Genomic DNA, 16023 nt, shown 5'->3' with positions numbered 1-16023 from the left:
GCACTGCTAGGAGCCGGACTTCGCAGTCTCTGCGGTCAGGACGTACCGGGCAAGCGGGTCCTGGACGTAGGACTGGACATCGCTGCGCACGGCATCGGTGGCCTGCTCGTTCACGAGCCACAGGTTCACTGCCTTCTCGTCGAGGATCTTTCCGGCCCGGGCATAGAGCTTGTAGCGTTCCTCGTTGTTACCGGTCTGTGCCGCCTCAGTAATGATCCGGTCGTACTCTGCGTCGCAGAAATGGCTAAGGTTGTAGCTTCCTTCGCAGCTGTAGTCGGCCGTCAGGAAGCCGACCGGATCTGCGATGTCGATCAGCCGGTTCCGCTGGCTGAGCAGCATGTCGTACTTGCCGGCCAGGACATCGGGTTCGGCCGCGGCGTATTCCTTGCTCTGGATCGAGACGGGGATGCCGATCTTCCTGAGGTTTTCCTGGACCACCGTGGCAACGTCCGCGAACTCGGCTCGTTCCACGATCGCGATGATCTCCAGGGGCCGCCCGGCGGTGTAGCCGGCCGTGGCCAGGAGCTTCTTCGCCGCTTCCAGATCCTGTTTGGGCGGAACGGCGCCCTCGATGGCCCACGGCTCGGACGGCGCAAACGGTCCCGACGCCGGCAGGGCAGCGCCTTCGTAGACGCTCGCTGCGAGGGCATCGAGGTCAAGGGCCGCGCGGAGGGCCTTCCGGACATTGACGTTGTCCAGTGGCTTGCGCTTGTTGTTCAGGTAGAGCGTTGCCGTGCGCGGCGAGTCGGCTTTGAGTACCTTTACGTCCTTGGCACTTTCCAGGGACGGCAGGCTGGAAACGGGGATGGACAGCGAGATGTCCGCTTCGCCGGTCTGGATCTGGGCGGCGCGGGTGGCGCCGTTGGTGATGAAGCGTACTTCGGCGCCGGCGAGCCGGACCTTGCCGCCCCAGTAGTTTTCGTTGCGGTCAAGGGTCAAGGACTGCTTGGGTTTCTCGGACACCGGGGTGAAGGGTCCGGTGCAATGGCCGAAAGGATCCACGGAACTGTCCTTGTAGGCTGCCGGCGCCAGGATTCCGGTGTTGACGCTCGCTACCCGGTACGGCACTAAGGGACTTTCCGTGGGAGTAGACACACGAACCGTGCGTGCGTCGATAACCTTGACGCTGCTGATGACCTTTTTGTTGAAGGCGCGGGCCGGGACTTCGGCCTCAAGCACGTGCTTCAGGGAAGCTGCCACGGCGTCCGCGGTGAGGTCCGTACCGTCCTGGAACTTCACGCCCGCGCGGAGGGTGAAGTCCCATTCCAGGGCCGAAACCTGCTTCCAGCTGCTCGCGAGGAACGGGACCACCTTGCCCTGTGTGTGGTCGTACTTGGTCAGGGTCTCCAGGCATCCCGAGAGGGAAAGGATGTAGGCGGCGTCTGATTCGGGCGCCCAGTCGGCGACCGGGGCCCTGAAGTTGTCCACCACGATCCGCTGGTCCAGGTCCGCCGCCTTGCCGGCGTCGCCGCCCTGGCTGTTGCCGAGACCGCAGCCGCCGAGAGCAAGCACCGCCGCCACGCCGATGGCCGCAGGGGACCCCTTGATTAGTCGCAAAAGAAACCGCCTACATAGCTTGCCCGGGGCATAGACACCGGGCGCACGAAAGAACAAAGACTATTTAGGTTAGCCTTACCTCGGCGAAATCGCGCAGCCGGGATGCCTGTGCGGGAGTAACAATTGCTTCGCGCGGCGGCCCCGGTCAGTCCTTCAGCAGGTCGGCGTGCTGCGCGGCCACCACGTTCGGGTGGGCGCGGAGCCGGTACCGCAGGGCGTTGTCGCCGTAGGTTTCCAGGATGGGGCTGTTGGTCGGATCGACGGACAGTCCCCGCGCCCTGGCCTGGAATTCCTGGTTGACGGCCAACTGCGGCATGCGGGCGTCCAGTGCCGGGTTGTAGAAGAACGGCAGGGAGATCCGGTCCGTGCCGCGCAGCGGCGAGATGACCCGGTGCAGGGTCGCCTTGAGGTAGCCGTTGGTGGCGAGCTCAAGCATTTCGCCGATGTTCACCACGAAGCTTCCGGGCACCTGCGGGGCATCGATCCAGCTCCCGTCGTGCTCTACCTGCAGGCCGCCCTTGCCTGGTTCCACCAGCAGCAGGGTCAGCACGCCGCCGTCGCGGTGCGAGCCCACGCCCTGCTTCGGATCCGGATCGGATTCCCCCGGGTACCGCACGATCTTGAGCACGGGAAAGGCACGGGCGGCGAACGCTTCGTCAAAGGTGTCCTCCGGGGCACCCAGGGAAAGGGCGAGTGCCCTCAGCAGATCCAGGGACACCGAGCTCAGCCGCTCCATCCATTCGGCAACGATGCCCCGCATCTCGGGCAGCGCCTCCGGCCAGAGGTTGGGCCCTTCGAGCCGCCAGTAGTCGGCGACCCCGGGGCCGGGCTGCACCGGGTCGCGCTCGACGCCGATGTCGATCTGCTCGCGCCAGTCGACCGCCCCGGCGGTCAGCTCGCCGCCCATCCTCGTGTAGCCCCGGAACTGCGGGCTGTTGACGTTTTCCAAGGCGAGTTTCTGATCCTCCGGCAGCTCGAAGAAGCGCCGCGAAACATCGAGCATCGCGTCGGTGAGCTCCTGCGGAATGCCGTGACCGGACAAGTACAGGAAACCGACTTCGTGCATGGCGTCCCGGAGCTCGTCCCGGAAGCGGGCCGCCTCCTCCGGGCCCGCGTGCAGCCGGGAAAAATCGAGCACGGGCAAAGTCTCAAGTGCCACCGCAATATTCCTTTTCATCGGACTTGGCAAGCTGCAGCTTGTAGTGGCTCCCATGTTACGTACAGGCTGCGATGGTGCCTACCAAGCGGTCGAAAAAGGGACAGTCGCGCAGTCGTGGCTAGCTTTCGCGGTGCGCAGCCGGCGGGACGCGCAGGCTGCCGTACCTCTCCATCCGGTGCCAGCGCAGGTGCAGTCCAGCCACGGCGGTCACCAGGGAGTGGATGACCACGACATACATCAGCTGCCGGTACACGAACTGCTGCAGCGGCAGCGCCCACAGCGGACGCAGCGGCTCCTTGTCCAGCCGGAATGCGTAGGCAGCCATCAGGAACTGCACCAGCAGGAAACCGAGCCAGAGCGCGGCAATCCGTACCGGATCCAGGAAGAACAGTCCGTAAAGGGCGAAGACATCCACGACAGGAGCGAACAGAGGCAGCAGCACCTGGAGGACCAGCAGGTAACCGAGGCCGCGCCGGCCGAGTTTGCCGGCGGCTCCGCCTTGGACGATGGCGCGGCGATGCTTCCACATTGCCTGCAGCGTGCCGTAGCACCAGCGGTACCGCTGGCGCCACAGGGCGCCCAGGGTCGCCGGAGCCTCGGTCCAGGCCCGTGCGTCGTCCTGGTACACAACACGCCAGCCATCGCGGCACAGTGACATCGTCAGGTCGGTGTCTTCGGCAAGGGTATCCTCGCTCACTCCGCCGACCCCGAGCAGGGCCTCCCGCCGGAAGGCACCGATCGCCCCCGGTACGGTCGGCATGCATTCCGCGAGGTCGAACAGGCGGCGGTCCAGGTTGAAGCCGACCACATATTCGATGTGCTGCCAGGCGCCGAGGACGCCGCCGCGGTTCACGACCTTGGTGTTGCCCGATACCGCGCCCACCGCCGGATCGGCGAAGGGCTGGATGAGGGCGTGGACCGTGCCGGGTTCGAACACGGTGTCGCCGTCGACCATCACCACGAGCCCATGCGTGGCGGCCTCCAGCCCGGCGTTCAGGGCGGACGGCTTGCCTCCGTTCGCCTTCCGGATGACCGTGACGCGGGGAAGCGCAAGCGCCTCCACGAGGTCCGCGGTGCCGTCGGTGGAGCCGTCGTCGACGACGATGATCTCCAGCGGGTGGGTCGATGCGGCGATGGACCGCACGGCGGCCTCGATCCCCGCGGCCTCGTTGTATGCGGGGACGATCACGGTGACCGGCTCCGTGACCTCGGGGCGGACTGCGACGTCCACGCGGCGCCGGCCGCGTCCGCTCGCCCTGAGGCGCCGGGCCATGCGGCTGTGGCGGGCCGCGAAGCCGACGACGAGCACGGCGCGGGCAAGCGTCACGACGCCGGCCACGATGAGTGCCCATGAGATGGCTGTGACGACGAAGTCGCTGAGCCTGATGCCCCACACAAACGCCGTGCCGCTGAGCTGCTCCGGCGCGGAGGCTGGCCGCATGCTCCCGATGCCGACCGCGGCGCCGACGGTTGTCACCTTATAGCCCTGGTCCGCCCACCGCGAGAGGGTGGAGTCCAGGGCGGCGACGGTCTCCTCCCGGTCGCCGCCGCCGTCGTGCATCAGGACAACCTGGCCGTCCCGGCCGGGCGAGGCGAGCCTCTGCTCGATCGCCGCGACACCAGGCCGCTGCCAGTCCTTGCTGTCGAGGGTGCTGAAGACGCTCAGGTACCCGTCGTCCGCAAGGTCCTGCATCGCCGCCCAGGTTCCGTCGTTGATCGCGTCGTTCCCCGAGCTGTAGGGCGGGCGCAGGAGGGACGCGGCCTGGCCGGTGATGCCGGTGATCACCTTCTGTGCCCCCTGGACTTCGAGCTGCCGGCGCCATTGCGGGGCATTGCCAAGGTCGGCGTGGGTCAGGGTGTGCACGCCGATCTCATGGCCCTCGGCAACGATCCGCTTCACCAGCTCCGGGTTGTCGATGGCCGCGGAGCCGACCAGGAAGAAGGTCGCGTGGACGTGGTGTTTCCGGAGGACGTCAAGGATCCGGGGCGTCCACACGGGGTCGGGTCCGTCGTCGAAGGTCAGGGCGAGGGTTCGCTCCGGCGGACGGACGGCGCGGACGGCGCCCCCGCGGGAGTCGACCACGGGACCCCCGCCGCTTACTGACTTGGGGACGGTGGAGGCCGGCCCGGCTGCCGGCGCGGAGTCGTCGCTGATTCCGGCGAGGTGATGCATGTAGCCCTGGACGAGAAGCGCGGCGGCTATCGAACACAGGACTGCCAGCAGGATGAACCAGTGGGCCCTGACGCCGGCCGGAACCGGGCGCCGGGTCGGACGGCGGGTGCTCACGGGTGCGTGGGGGTGGCTCGCCGCTTGGCCTGGCCGGGGGCCTCGTCGTTCTTGGCCGGATTCGTCGCGGTAACGGCGGGAGCGGTCGCGGGCTGGGGTGCGGCCGTGGCCGGGGCGGCAGCAGGCACGGCCTGCGGCTGAGCCAACGGTTCGACGGCGGGCGGCGCGACGGGTTCGGCGGCCGGGGTCCCGTTGCCCGTCGGCTGGGCTTCCTTGGATGGTGCCGGACGGTCACCGGCCGCCGGGATCGGAAGCGGCAGGTAGGGCGCGGCCACGTTGGAGCCCCCGGTGAAGGCGATCAGCAGCAGGACGACATATCCGGCCACCAATGCAGCGGCTGCGAGACCTGCAATTTTGACCTTCCGCAGGCGCCGCCCCGAGGCATCCACAAAAATCGGCCCCTGTGGATTCAGGGGCTGGACACGAACGGGGTTTTGTTTAAGGTCTGCCATCGAGCATCGATTTTAGCGGATCCGGTCTCCACCTCCCAAAGGAGAGCCCACGCGCCGCCTTCTCTTCGCCTCCACGTAGGCGGTGACAAGGACCAGGAGCAACACCGCAAGGGCAAGCATGGCGAGGGCGGGGACCTGCACACCCAGCGGGATGAGCAGCACAGCGATGACGATCGTCGGGAGCGCCCACGGCAGCACTGATCGCGGCGTCTGCCCGTATCGGAGGGCCACCATTGCGTTGCACGCATAGAAGAGGGCAATTCCGCCGCCGAGCGAGATCCCCGAGCCGATCGGCAAAGGCTCGAACGGCTCCGGGATCGCGGTGGCGATTGCGCCGGCGATCGCCGTCACGCCGACCACCAGCAGGAACGGGAGGAACAAGGTGGTCACGAGGATTCCGGTGAAATCGGACCGGGACTGCAGGCGCTCGAGGCCCGCTGCCATGGTGCCGGTTCCGTACTGGAAAAACGCCCAGCCGAGGAAGGCGACGATGAGGAATCCGAGCCCGCCGGCCCCGCCTGCACCCGCGCCCCAGTCGTCCGAGACTTCAAGGACGATCGTGAAGACTGATTCGCCGAGGACGATGATGACGAACAGGCCGAGGCGCTCGGCCGCGTGCTCGATGTTGATGCCGGCCACGCCGCGGTCGGGCCAGAGGCGCCCGCCGAGCACCGCCATGACGACCTCGACGGCGATCGCGGCCGCCCACAGGATCACCGCAATGTGGAGCGGCAGGAAGGCCGCCACCAGCCAGAGGGCCGCGGTTCCCCCGTTGTAGGTCCAGATGCGCCATGCCGTTCCTGCCGGTGTTTCGCGGTGTTGGCGCAGCCACAGCGCCAGCAGGACGAGTCGCAAGGCAGCGTTCGCCAACGAAAAGGCCCAGGCCCGCTCACCGAAAGCCCCCGGCGCGGCGGCGGCCATCACGCCCGCTGAGGCCATGGCCGCCAGCATCGCAACACCCAGGGCCCGGGACGACAGGCGAGGCAGGAGGTTGACCACCGATGCGATGTTCACCCAGGCCCACCAGGCCGGGAAGAAGAGCAGGACGAACGTGCCGAATTCGGCCCATCCGGGGTCGCCGTGGATCCCGTGTGCGAGCTGCCCCACAAAAGCGACGAAGACGAGGTCGAAGAACAGTTCCATCCAGTGCACGCGGCGCGGATCGCGGGCCACTTCGTGGCTCCATCCGCCGGGCGCCGGCGACTTATCCATCATCCACCAATGCTAGTGCGGAACCGGCGGCCCGAAAGGGCCCGGATACCCGGGGAACCCGGGATGTCTTAGGAACGGATACCTTAGGGACATGGAGCGCAAGTGAAGGTCCTCAGCGCAGGGATCCTGCTGTACCGCCGCAGCGCCAAAGGCGGCCTTGAGGTGTGGATCGCCCACATGGGCGGACCGTTCTGGGCGGGAAAAGAGGAACACGCGTGGTCCATTCCAAAGGGTGAATATCCCCCCGGGGAGGACCCTTGGCTGGCCGCCCGGCGCGAGTTCGCCGAGGAGATGGGCGTGCCTGCCCCGCCCGCCGACTACTTCGGCCTCGGCGCCTTCAAGCAACCGTCGGGCAAGGTCATCACGGTCTTCGCCGCCGAATCCGACTTCGGCCCTGAGGAGATCCTGAGCAACACCTTTCCGCTGGAATGGCCGAAGGGATCAGGCACGGTCCAAAACTTTCCCGAGATCGACCACGCGGAGTGGACATCGGTACCCGAAGCCCGCACCAGGCTGGTCCGGGGTCAAGTACCCCTTCTCGACGCACTGCTGGTTCATCTGGGGGAACAGGGCCCCGGCGCTCGATGAGCACGACCGGCCCTAATTGAGCGCCGGCGGACCAGACTCCGGACTTCCGGACGGCCCGGCAGGCAGCGCCACGGTGAACGTGCTTCCCTGCCCGGGCCTGCTGTTGCAGGTGATGCTGCCTCCGTGGCGTTCCACGATGGACTTGGTGATGGACAGCCCCAGCCCGACGCCCGGGATCGCCGCCTGGCGGGCAGCGCTTGTCCGGAAGAAGCGGGTGAAGATCCTGGCCGTCTCGTCTTCAGTCATGCCCATGCCGGTGTCCTGCACCTCAAGCCGGACCCAGCCGTCGTCCCGCGTTGCCCTGACACTCACCAGTCCGCCGCCCGGCGAATACTTGATGGCGTTGGAAACCAGGTTGTCCAGGGCCTGGCCCAGCCGCAGCGGATCGGCGTCCGCCCACAGGGGCGCCGGCACGTCGGCAACCAGGCCGACATTGGCCGCGTCCGCCTGGGCCCGGGCGGAACCCAGGCTGTTCTCAACGAGACCGGCCAGATCCGTCCGGCGCAGCTGCACGCTCTCGACCGACGCGGCTGACGACAGCAGGTCCTCCACAAGGACCCTGAGCCTCTCGGCATTCCGCTCCGCGACCTCCAGGCCCCGCCTTGTTCCTGCTTGGAGGTCGGGGGCTCCGCGCATCACGATATCGAGGTTGCCGAGGATCGAGGTCAGGGGTCCGCCGAATTCATGGGAAACGTTGGCAACCAATTCGTCTTTGGCCGCAAGGGCGTTGACGACGTCGGTCAGGTCCCGGAAGAAGACCACTGCCCCGCCGAACCCGCCGTCGACGTCGTTCCTCATGCCGCGCGCGGCGGTCGAGATCGCCCGCTGTTCCGTCCCGGCACCAAACCACAGCAGATAGTCGGAAAAGGTTTCCCCTTGCACCGCCCTTTGGACGGGGTCCCTTTCGGGAGGGAGCGGGGTCTGGCGGTCCTGGCCGAAAACCAGCCGGTTCCCTTTGGCCGCCGCGGAGCCCCCGCCCGCGGGCGCCGCCAATCCCAGAAATGCTTTCTGCTGGTTGTTGACCAACAGCGTTTCACCTTTGGAATCCACCGCGACAATTCCGACGTCGATGGTGTCCAGGATGGTTTTCAGCAGTGTCTCTCGCTCCCTGCTGGCAGCAAGCAATTGCCTCAGGACCTGGTCCCGGTGCTTCACCCGCCGCTGCTGGAGCCGGGCGTACGAACCGGCCAGCCGGATGGAGAGGGCGACCGCAAACATCATCAGGGGCAAGAGAACGACCGCGGAAATATCCGATGCCGTGGGCTTGGGAAGGTGGGCGATAAGCGGGGGCAGCCCAATAAGAAAGGGGCCCGCAAAGCTCAGAATGAGGCTCGTCTTGGAAAGCATCCCCGAGGCGGCCAGCCAGATCACCGGAAAAACGGAAAGCACGGTGAGGCCCGGTACCACGCTGAAAGCGCCATTCCGGGTGAAACAAAGAGCCAGCAGGTCAAGCATGGGAATGGCCAGGCTTATCTTTGGTTCCAGGCGCTCCCACGGAACCAGCAGGCAACTCAGGAACAGGATTCCATGGAGGACGGCCCCGGTTGCAAACGCCCAATTCTCGAGCAGGCCCGGCCAAACGTGCGGTGCCGCAATCACCAGGCCGGCGATGATGATCGTCAGCGGTATTTCACAGACAGCCAGCCGTACCCGCGGCCCGAGTTTCCTGAAGAAACGGCCGGCGGTGCGGAGAATAGCCTGCTCGCTCAAGGCAGGACCTTTCGTTGGCGAGACGCTGGAAGAATTGATGCCTCGGGCGATTCTAGCAACAAGGGGTCAGGCGGCAAGAGGGCCCGTCCGCCGTCGTGACCCCCAGCGGAAATGACGGCCCTGCACAGCGGACGCGGATCTTCAAGGCGGCACATATTCCACATATTAGGTGCCAAATAACTTCAATGCTTGTATCGTTGCTATTCGGAGACACTCCCGCATTGCGCTGGGCTGTGCGGCGGTGATCACCGACTCGAGGGTACAAATGAGCGAGCCTGGGGTAGCTGTAGTCATCGAGGATGACGAGGACGTCCGGAATTTGGTTGACGCCATCCTCAAGGAAGCCGGTTTTGTGGTGCATTCGGCCGCTACCGGGCGTGAAGGCGTGGAAGTCGTACGGCATCAACAGGCGGCGGTTGTCACCTTGGACATCGGGCTTCCTGATATGGACGGCCACGAAGTCCTGCGCCGGATCCGGCAATTCAGCGACGCGTATGTGCTGATGCTGACGGCCCGGCAGGACGAAAGCGAAACGCTGACGGCGTTCCTCACGGGCGCCGACGATTACGTCAAGAAGCCATTCCTCCCCCGCGAGTTGCGCGCCCGGGTCACGGCGATGATGCGCAGGCCCCGCGCCGGGGATGTGCCGGCCTTTCCCGGCAGGCTGCCCGACGGCGGCCAGGGCACCGGCGATTCGAGCCGCGCCGACGAGCCGGAAAATGCGGTCATCAAGCACAATGGTCTGGCACTCAACTACAAGACCCGCATGGTTTCCCTTCAGGGTTCCGTGCTGAATTTGACCAGAAGCGAATTCGACCTGCTATTTGACCTCCTTCGCGCCAAGGGGCAAGTGCGGACGAGGACCGATCTGGTTAGGGCAGCGCGCGGCGATTACTACGACGACGACGCATATATCAGCGAAGCGGACGAAAGAGCTGTTGAAACCCATATCGGCAACCTTCGCCGGAAACTCCACGAAGATCCGCAATCACCACGGTTCCTGCTGACCGTCCGGGGTATCGGATACCGGCTCGCTCCCAAACGGGTGGACTAGCCGGCACCATCCGGGCCGCTATTCATTCCTGAGGACGTAACTGCCCCGCAGTTCAAGGACCGTTGCATGGCCGCATTCGGCAACTGCGGCAAGCAGGGACCGGAGGTCACCGATATCGCCGTTCCGGATATGCTCCTCGAATTGCGCTGCCAATAGCGCAAGGCGGACCCCGCCCACCATTGTTGATGAGGTTTTGAGGCTCAGGATTGCGTCCAGGGCTCCGGCTTCGTCGCCACGTTCCACGGCACCTGCGAGGGCTTCGTACCTCAGGGTCCAAAGTTTCGCGAAATCGCTGGCGAAGCTGCGGGCAATGAGCGGATTATCAAGTTGGTCTTCCAGTAGCTGGAATGCGGCCAAGTCCAATAACGGTTGTTTGTGCCCTCCGGCCGGAAGCCAGCTGGAACCATTGACGGAACCCGTGTGGTCGGGTTCCACATCGCCGGCTTCGATTGGACCTGGTCTGAACATAGCTCAATGCTACTTTCTGAATTCCGGAAAAGCGGTTCTTGTGGTTTTCCTGAGGAAATCTTAAGACTTCCGGGATTGGCGACTTTTACCGGGGGGCCGAATTCCAGTAATGGAATATCAGTTTCATCCGCCGCTGAAGGTGGCGATGGTGTTGATGACGGCCGGTCCCAGGATGGCGATGAACAGCACGGGAAAAATGAAGAACAGCAGGGGGAAGAGAATCGTCACCGGAAGCTTCATTGCCTTCTCCTCGGCACGCTGGCGGCGTTTCACCCGCATGACCTTCGCCTGGACCCGAAGGACCCGGCTGATGGCAATGCCGTAGGTGTCCGCTTGGATGACGGCCTGCACGAAGCTTCGGAGTTCGGGAACGTTGGACCGTTCGGCCAGGGCAAGGTAGGACTCGCGGCGGCTGCGGCCAACCTGCATGTCCTGGAGCGTCCGCACCAGTTCCTCGGCCAGCGGACCCTTGCCGTTTTCGCCGGCACGCGCCATGGCGCCTTCGAAACCGAGGCCCGCCTCGACCGAAATCAGCATTTGGTCCATGGTGTTGGCAAGTTCCAGTTGCATGGTCTTTTGCCGTTCCTGTCCCTTGCTGTAGAGCATCAGGTCCGGAATGAAGTAGCCCAGCAACACCACGAAAATGCCCACCAGCTTCAGGACCGCGCTATCGCTGTTGGCGCCGATGTAGAAGCCCAGCAGCGCACCGCAGAGACCGAGCGCCGGCTTGGCGGCGAGGACGCGCCCCAGCGGGAGGGACGGGGGACGGCCCGCCAGGGAGAGCAAACGGCCCAGTTTCTGGACGTAGCTTCCGGGGGTCAGCCTGTAGCCGAGGCTTTCGAGCGCGCTGCCGCGTCGCTGCGGAACGGCTTCGACGGCGCCTCCCCCGCGTGCAAGGAGCTCCCGGACGGAACGCTGGGTCCTGCGGTCCACCGAAAGGACCGACCACGCCAGGTAGGCAATCGGCAGCGGCACCAGCAGCAGGGACAAGAGGAGCAGGAGATTCATGCTTCACCTCAAAACTTCAGGTCGATGATCTTGCGCATCCAGAGACCGCCGATGGTCATGAGGACGGCCGAAGCCGCAATCATGGCCCAACCGAGCGGATGGGTGAACATCACGTTCATGTATCCGGGATTCACCACAGTGAGCAGAGTGACGATGCCGAAGGGAAGTGCCATCAGGATGTATCCGGAGAACTTTCCCTCTGCCGCGAGGGACTTGATGTGGCCCTTGATCTCGCTGCGCTCCCGGATGGTCTCGTTGACCTGGTCCAGGACTTCGGCCAGATTTCCGCCCACCTCACGGTTGATCTGGATGGCTTGCGCTATCCACACGAAGTCCTCGCTTTGCATCCGATCTGCTGTGTCATTGAGGGAGGCTTGGAGTTCACGGCCCAGGCTGGTTTCCGTAATGATGCGGCGCATCTCCTCGGCGGTCGGGCTGATCGATTCGGTGGCCGCGGCGTCTATCGCGCGGAGGATGCTGTGCCCCGCGCGCAGGCCGCCGGACAGCAGCTGGAGCGTATCGCCGAGCTGCTCATCGAACTTCGCGCGCCGCTTTCCGGTCCGGAACCTGATGACGAGCTTCGCCACGAAGGGCGCCGGAATGAAGAACAGGACACCCAACAGGGGGCCGCCGGCGACAAGTCCGATCAGGGCGCCCACAAAGGCCCCCGCGATCACAAGGATGAAGAATTCCGCCTGGCTGGTCCGCAGCCCGGCGTTCTCCAGCTCCTCACGGTTGAACAGCCGGACATTGCGCCGCTCCAGGACCCCATGGATGGCGCCGGAGGCAGAACCCGCGAAGCGCGTCAGTTGGGAGCCGGGACCCGCTTGGTAGGGCCGCCTCCGGTCCAAAGGAACCCCGGGACTCTTGGGCAGGATCACCGCGACGCCGAAAAGCAGGATGGCGCCGAGCATGAAAGCTGTTCCGGTCAGGAGGATCATGGCTCGCTCACACCCTCACGGCCGAGGCCAGGGGCGCGGCGAACACCTCGGGGGAAACATGGATTCCCAGGTCATTGAAGCGGTCGATGAACCGGGGCCGGATGCCGGTGGACACCGGCCGGCCGAGGAACGTCCCATGCGCGTCCACGCCCGCCGAGTAGTCGAAGACAAACGCGTCCTGCAAGGTGACGACCTCCCCTTCCATGCCCTGCACCTCCGTCACATGGGTGATCCGCCGCGTACCGTCCCGCAGGCGGGAGATTTGGATGATGAGATTCACCGCGGACGCTATTTGTTCACGGATCGCCCGTAGCGGCAGGTCCATGCCAGCCATGAGGACCAGGGTTTCAAGACGAGCCACTGCGTCACGCGGGGAATTCGAGTGGACGGTGGAAAGCGAGCCGTCGTGACCGGTGTTCATCGCCTGCAGCATGTCCAGGGACTCGCCGCCACGGACTTCGCCGACGACGATCCTGTCCGGGCGCATGCGTAGCGAGTTCCTGAGCAACTCCCTGATGGTGACCTCGCCCTTGCCCTCGGTGTTCGGGGGCCTGCTTTCGAGCCTCACCACGTGCCGCTGCTGGATCTGCAGCTCCACAGCATCCTCGATGGTGACGATGCGGTTGTCATCGGGGATGAAGGATGAAAGGACATTGAGCAGGGTCGTCTTTCCCGTGCCGGTGCCGCCGGAAACGATGATGTTCAGCTTCGCCTTGACGCAGGCGTTAAGGAGTTCGGCCATTTCGGGGGTGAGTGTGCCGAAATCGATCAGGTTCCTCACGGTCAGCGGCACCTTGCTGAACTTCCGGATGGTCAGGGACGAACCGCCGACGGCGAGTGGCGGGATCACGGCGTTGACACGGGATCCGTCTTCGAGCCGTGCGTCGACGAGCGGGGACGATTCGTCGATCCGGCGGCCCACTTTGGACACGATCCGCTCGATCACCCGCCGGAGGTGCTCTTCCGAGCTGAAGCCGGAGTCCGTCAGGATCAGCTTGCCTTTTCGTTCGACGTAGATCTGGTCCATCCTGTTGACCATGATTTCGGTGATATCCGGGTCGTCCAGCAGCCGCTGGAGCGGCCCGTAGCCGAGGACGTCATCCGCCACGTCCCCCACGAGGCGGGTCCGCTCCTCGGCGGACAGCGGAACCTGCTCGGCGTCGACGATCCGGATCAATTCTTCCCGGGCCGTCGCCCGCAGCTCGTGTTCGCTCAGCGCCGAGTCGTTGAACCGGGCACCCAGGCGCTCGAACAACGCTGTCGCGGCCCGCGCCTTGAGCGCGGCGAAGGCATCCACGGGCTGCTGGACCTTGGGCTTGCCTTGGTCCGCGTGCTCGACGAGCTTCAGGGAGGCATGGGTCTTTCCGGGACCGGCCGCCTTCCCCGGCGAGTAGGGCGTGGCCTGCTGTGCGAAGTCGGCTAAGGGGACCATGGCGGGCACCACCTCTCCACGGACCGTCTGTCCAGGCGCACCGGGCTCAGGACTCAACGCGGGACGGCTGAATTCCGGGCGGTTCATTGCGGGACGCGCACCTGGCGAGGCGGCACCGAAAGCTCGGCCGGCATTGTCCTCGGCGGCGCGCAGACGCTGCGAGAGTTTCAACTAGACCACGACCCTTCTGTGCAGTTGGCGCTGCGTGGTGGCACGCCACGCCGGATTGAAGCGTTCGACGAGTTGTTTGAGGCCTTTCACGGCCGGATCCTTCACTGCTTCCTGGAGCACGGGAACGCCGCGGTTGGTGGAAAGGGCAACAGCCTGCGACCGGGGAAGGCTCACATCGACAGGGGCGCCGATGTTGGCTTCGACGTCCTGGACCGACATGCCGGCCTTCGAATCGGCCATGTTGAGTACCACGTGGCGGGTTTCCGGCAGCAGGTCCAGCTTCCGCAGGATGTCCAGGCCCGCGCGGAGGCCGCGTACGCTTGGGACGTCCATGCCCGTGACCCACACAGCATCTGTGCACTGCTCGAGCGCGGCGAGACCGACTTCGGGCAGCCCCGGCGCGGTGTCCACCACCACGTACTGGAACTCCTCCGCCAGCTGTCCGAGCAGCCGGCTGACCTGTTCCGGAGTGATTTCGTCAGCCTCCACGGGGTCCTTGGGGGCGCACAAGGCGTAAATTCCTGCCGGATGAACGCTAAGGAACGCCTTGAGGACCAAGGAGTCCTGGCTTGCCGAGGGAGTAACCGCGTCGGTCACAGTGTGTTCAGGGTTGAGGTACAGGCCAGAGGCGACATCGCCGAACTGCAGGTCCAGGTCGACGATCACCACGCTCATCGGCGCGATCTTGCCCAGGCCCACGGCGATGTTCGTGGCGATCGTCGTCTTGCCCACGCCACCCTTGGGGGAAAAGACCCCGATCACCATGCCTTTGGGCGCGTGGGCCTGCTTCGGCTCCAGGGTGCGCTGGCGGCTGGCGAAGGACTGGCAGGCCCGCTCCAGCATGATGCGGATCTGTGCGACGTCCGCAGCGGGGCTCATGATGTCACGGATGCCTGAGCGCATGGCCTGCAGGACGAACCCGGATTCCGGTTCGGTGACGAGGATGACGCTCAGCTCGGGTGCACGGACGTCGAGGACCGTGGCCAGGCGCAGGGCCTCCTCCACCGGAACCTCGGGCCCCAGGATCAGCACTTCGAACTGTTCCTGGTTGAGGGCACCGAACAGCTCGGTCGGGTCGGACGGAAGGACATTGGTGAAGAAGGTCTGCACGCTTCCAGGCAGCCCGCCCGCCACGGCCTGGCGCAGCCGCTGGTCGAATTCGACATTCGGGGTGATCAGGACAAAGCGGCTCATTTGAAGACCTCGTTCCCGTCGACGATCCTGGGTCCGTTGACTTTCGCGTTCAGGGGCTCCTTGCTCAACCAGATCTTGGCGAACTCATTGGCGTACACGATCCTGGCAGCGTCCACATCGTTGACTGCAACGGTCAGGAGGAGCGATCCGTTCGGAAGCGTGGTGTCCTGCGGATCCGCAGCGGCCGCGCCCTGGCTCGGGGCCGGCGTCGACTGCGTAGCCGTGGCCGCCTGCGGGGCGCGCTGGATCGCCGTCACGAGGACCTTGTGGATGACCAGCTTGGTTGCGCCCGATTTGTCCTCGTCTTTTCCGGCGATCTGAGAGATGAACACGCCAATGTGGTCACCGGGGGCCAGGCGGCCGCCGATCACCCTCTGGGGTTCCAATTGGAAGGAGACCTCCTGGAGGCCCGCAGGCACCGTGACGTTGCCCGGCGTCTTGAGCTCGTCAGGGGCGACCAGGCGCTCGGCAAGAAGCGTCTCGCCGGGCACCAGGTCCACGGCGGCCACCTTGCCGGCTTCGTCGCCCAGCGTGTGCAGGGCCGTTTTCGGAACCGCGGATTCGGGCAGCTGCTGTGTGGCCAGTGAGGCCTTCATGGCCTCGACGGGCGTACCGGCGGGAACCGCCGTCTTGACGATCAGGACGTCGACCGGCGTGAGGTTCTGGACGGCACGCTGATCGGCAGCCTGGGCGTATGAGAAGACGAGGATCACTCCGATGACGGCGAGCAGCGCAGCTGCGGATCCGGCCAACAAGCGGGATTTCACTTGCTACTCCTGTTCAACATTGG

General features: G+C 65.4%; 14 protein-coding genes. 2 read left to right on the top strand and 12 right to left on the bottom strand.

Annotation, left to right across the window (positions count from 1 at the left end; translation table 11 throughout):
* Positions 1–6: 6 nt before the first annotated feature.
* From ACN9M4_RS09745 to ACN9M4_RS09725, 5 genes are all read right to left on the bottom strand, one after another.
* Positions 7–1557: an ABC transporter substrate-binding protein gene (locus tag ACN9M4_RS09745; protein ID WP_426303318.1), complete on the bottom strand. Its 1551-nt coding sequence runs from the start codon at positions 1555–1557 to the stop codon at positions 7–9.
* 145 nt (positions 1558–1702) lie between these two features.
* Positions 1703–2716: an isopenicillin N synthase family dioxygenase gene (locus ACN9M4_RS09740; RefSeq protein ID WP_426303317.1), complete on the bottom strand. Its 1014-nt coding sequence runs from the start codon at positions 2714–2716 to the stop codon at positions 1703–1705.
* 118 nt (positions 2717–2834) lie between these two features.
* The gene (locus ACN9M4_RS09735; protein WP_426303316.1) at positions 2835–5003 is read right to left on the bottom strand and encodes a bifunctional polysaccharide deacetylase/glycosyltransferase family 2 protein; all 2169 of its coding nucleotides are present in this window, start codon (positions 5001–5003) and stop codon (positions 2835–2837) included.
* Positions 5000–5455, bottom strand: a complete 456-nt coding sequence (locus tag ACN9M4_RS09730; protein WP_426303315.1) for a hypothetical protein — start codon at positions 5453–5455, stop codon at positions 5000–5002. Before ACN9M4_RS09730 ends, ACN9M4_RS09735 begins: the two co-directional genes overlap by 4 nt.
* Before the next feature lie 12 nt (positions 5456–5467).
* On the bottom strand, positions 5468–6670 hold the full coding sequence (locus tag ACN9M4_RS09725; protein ID WP_426303314.1) for a low temperature requirement protein A: 1203 nt from the start codon (positions 6668–6670) through the stop codon (positions 5468–5470).
* A gap of 99 nt (positions 6671–6769) precedes the next feature.
* Between ACN9M4_RS09725 and ACN9M4_RS09720 the strand changes: the two genes are divergently transcribed.
* Positions 6770–7255 (top strand): NUDIX domain-containing protein, encoded by a 486-nt coding sequence (locus tag ACN9M4_RS09720; protein WP_426303313.1) that lies wholly within the window; start codon positions 6770–6772, stop codon positions 7253–7255.
* Positions 7256–7267: 12 nt separating this feature from the next.
* Here ACN9M4_RS09720 and ACN9M4_RS09715 read toward each other — a convergent pair whose 3' ends face one another.
* A complete protein-coding gene (locus ACN9M4_RS09715; protein WP_426303312.1) occupies positions 7268–8965 on the bottom strand; it encodes a sensor histidine kinase in 1698 nt (565 codons plus the stop codon).
* Between the two features lie 265 nt (positions 8966–9230).
* Here ACN9M4_RS09715 and ACN9M4_RS09710 point away from each other — a divergent pair, with 265 nt between their 5' ends.
* A complete protein-coding gene (locus ACN9M4_RS09710; RefSeq protein ID WP_426303311.1) occupies positions 9231–10019 on the top strand; it encodes a response regulator transcription factor in 789 nt (262 codons plus the stop codon).
* 18 nt (positions 10020–10037) lie between these two features.
* Here ACN9M4_RS09710 and ACN9M4_RS09705 read toward each other — a convergent pair whose 3' ends face one another.
* The 6 genes from ACN9M4_RS09705 to cpaB form a co-directional block, all read right to left on the bottom strand.
* Positions 10038–10382, bottom strand: a complete 345-nt coding sequence (locus ACN9M4_RS09705) for an Hpt domain-containing protein (protein ID WP_426303310.1) — start codon at positions 10380–10382, stop codon at positions 10038–10040.
* 228 nt (positions 10383–10610) lie between these two features.
* Positions 10611–11495, bottom strand: coding sequence for a type II secretion system F family protein (locus ACN9M4_RS09700; RefSeq protein WP_426303309.1), 885 nt, complete (start codon positions 11493–11495; stop codon positions 10611–10613).
* 8 nt (positions 11496–11503) lie between these two features.
* Positions 11504–12436: a type II secretion system F family protein gene (locus ACN9M4_RS09695; protein WP_426303308.1), complete on the bottom strand. Its 933-nt coding sequence runs from the start codon at positions 12434–12436 to the stop codon at positions 11504–11506.
* A gap of 7 nt (positions 12437–12443) precedes the next feature.
* Positions 12444–13868, bottom strand: a complete 1425-nt coding sequence (locus ACN9M4_RS09690; RefSeq protein WP_426303307.1) for a CpaF family protein — start codon at positions 13866–13868, stop codon at positions 12444–12446.
* 171 nt (positions 13869–14039) lie between these two features.
* Complete coding sequence (locus ACN9M4_RS09685; RefSeq protein WP_426303306.1) at positions 14040–15233, bottom strand: AAA family ATPase; 1194 nt, start codon at positions 15231–15233, stop codon at positions 14040–14042.
* Entirely contained in the window at positions 15230–16000 is a 771-nt protein-coding gene (gene cpaB, locus ACN9M4_RS09680) for a Flp pilus assembly protein CpaB (RefSeq protein WP_426303305.1), read from the bottom strand. The genes ACN9M4_RS09685 and cpaB overlap by 4 nt, the downstream gene beginning before the upstream one ends.
* Between the last annotated feature and the right edge of the window lie 23 nt (positions 16001–16023).

The organism is Arthrobacter sp. R-11, assembly GCF_049913155.1.
Lineage (GTDB): Bacteria > Actinomycetota > Actinomycetes > Actinomycetales > Micrococcaceae > Arthrobacter.
The sequence above is the reverse complement of the archived record's forward strand: the minus strand, read 5'-3'. Positions and strand labels throughout refer to the sequence as shown.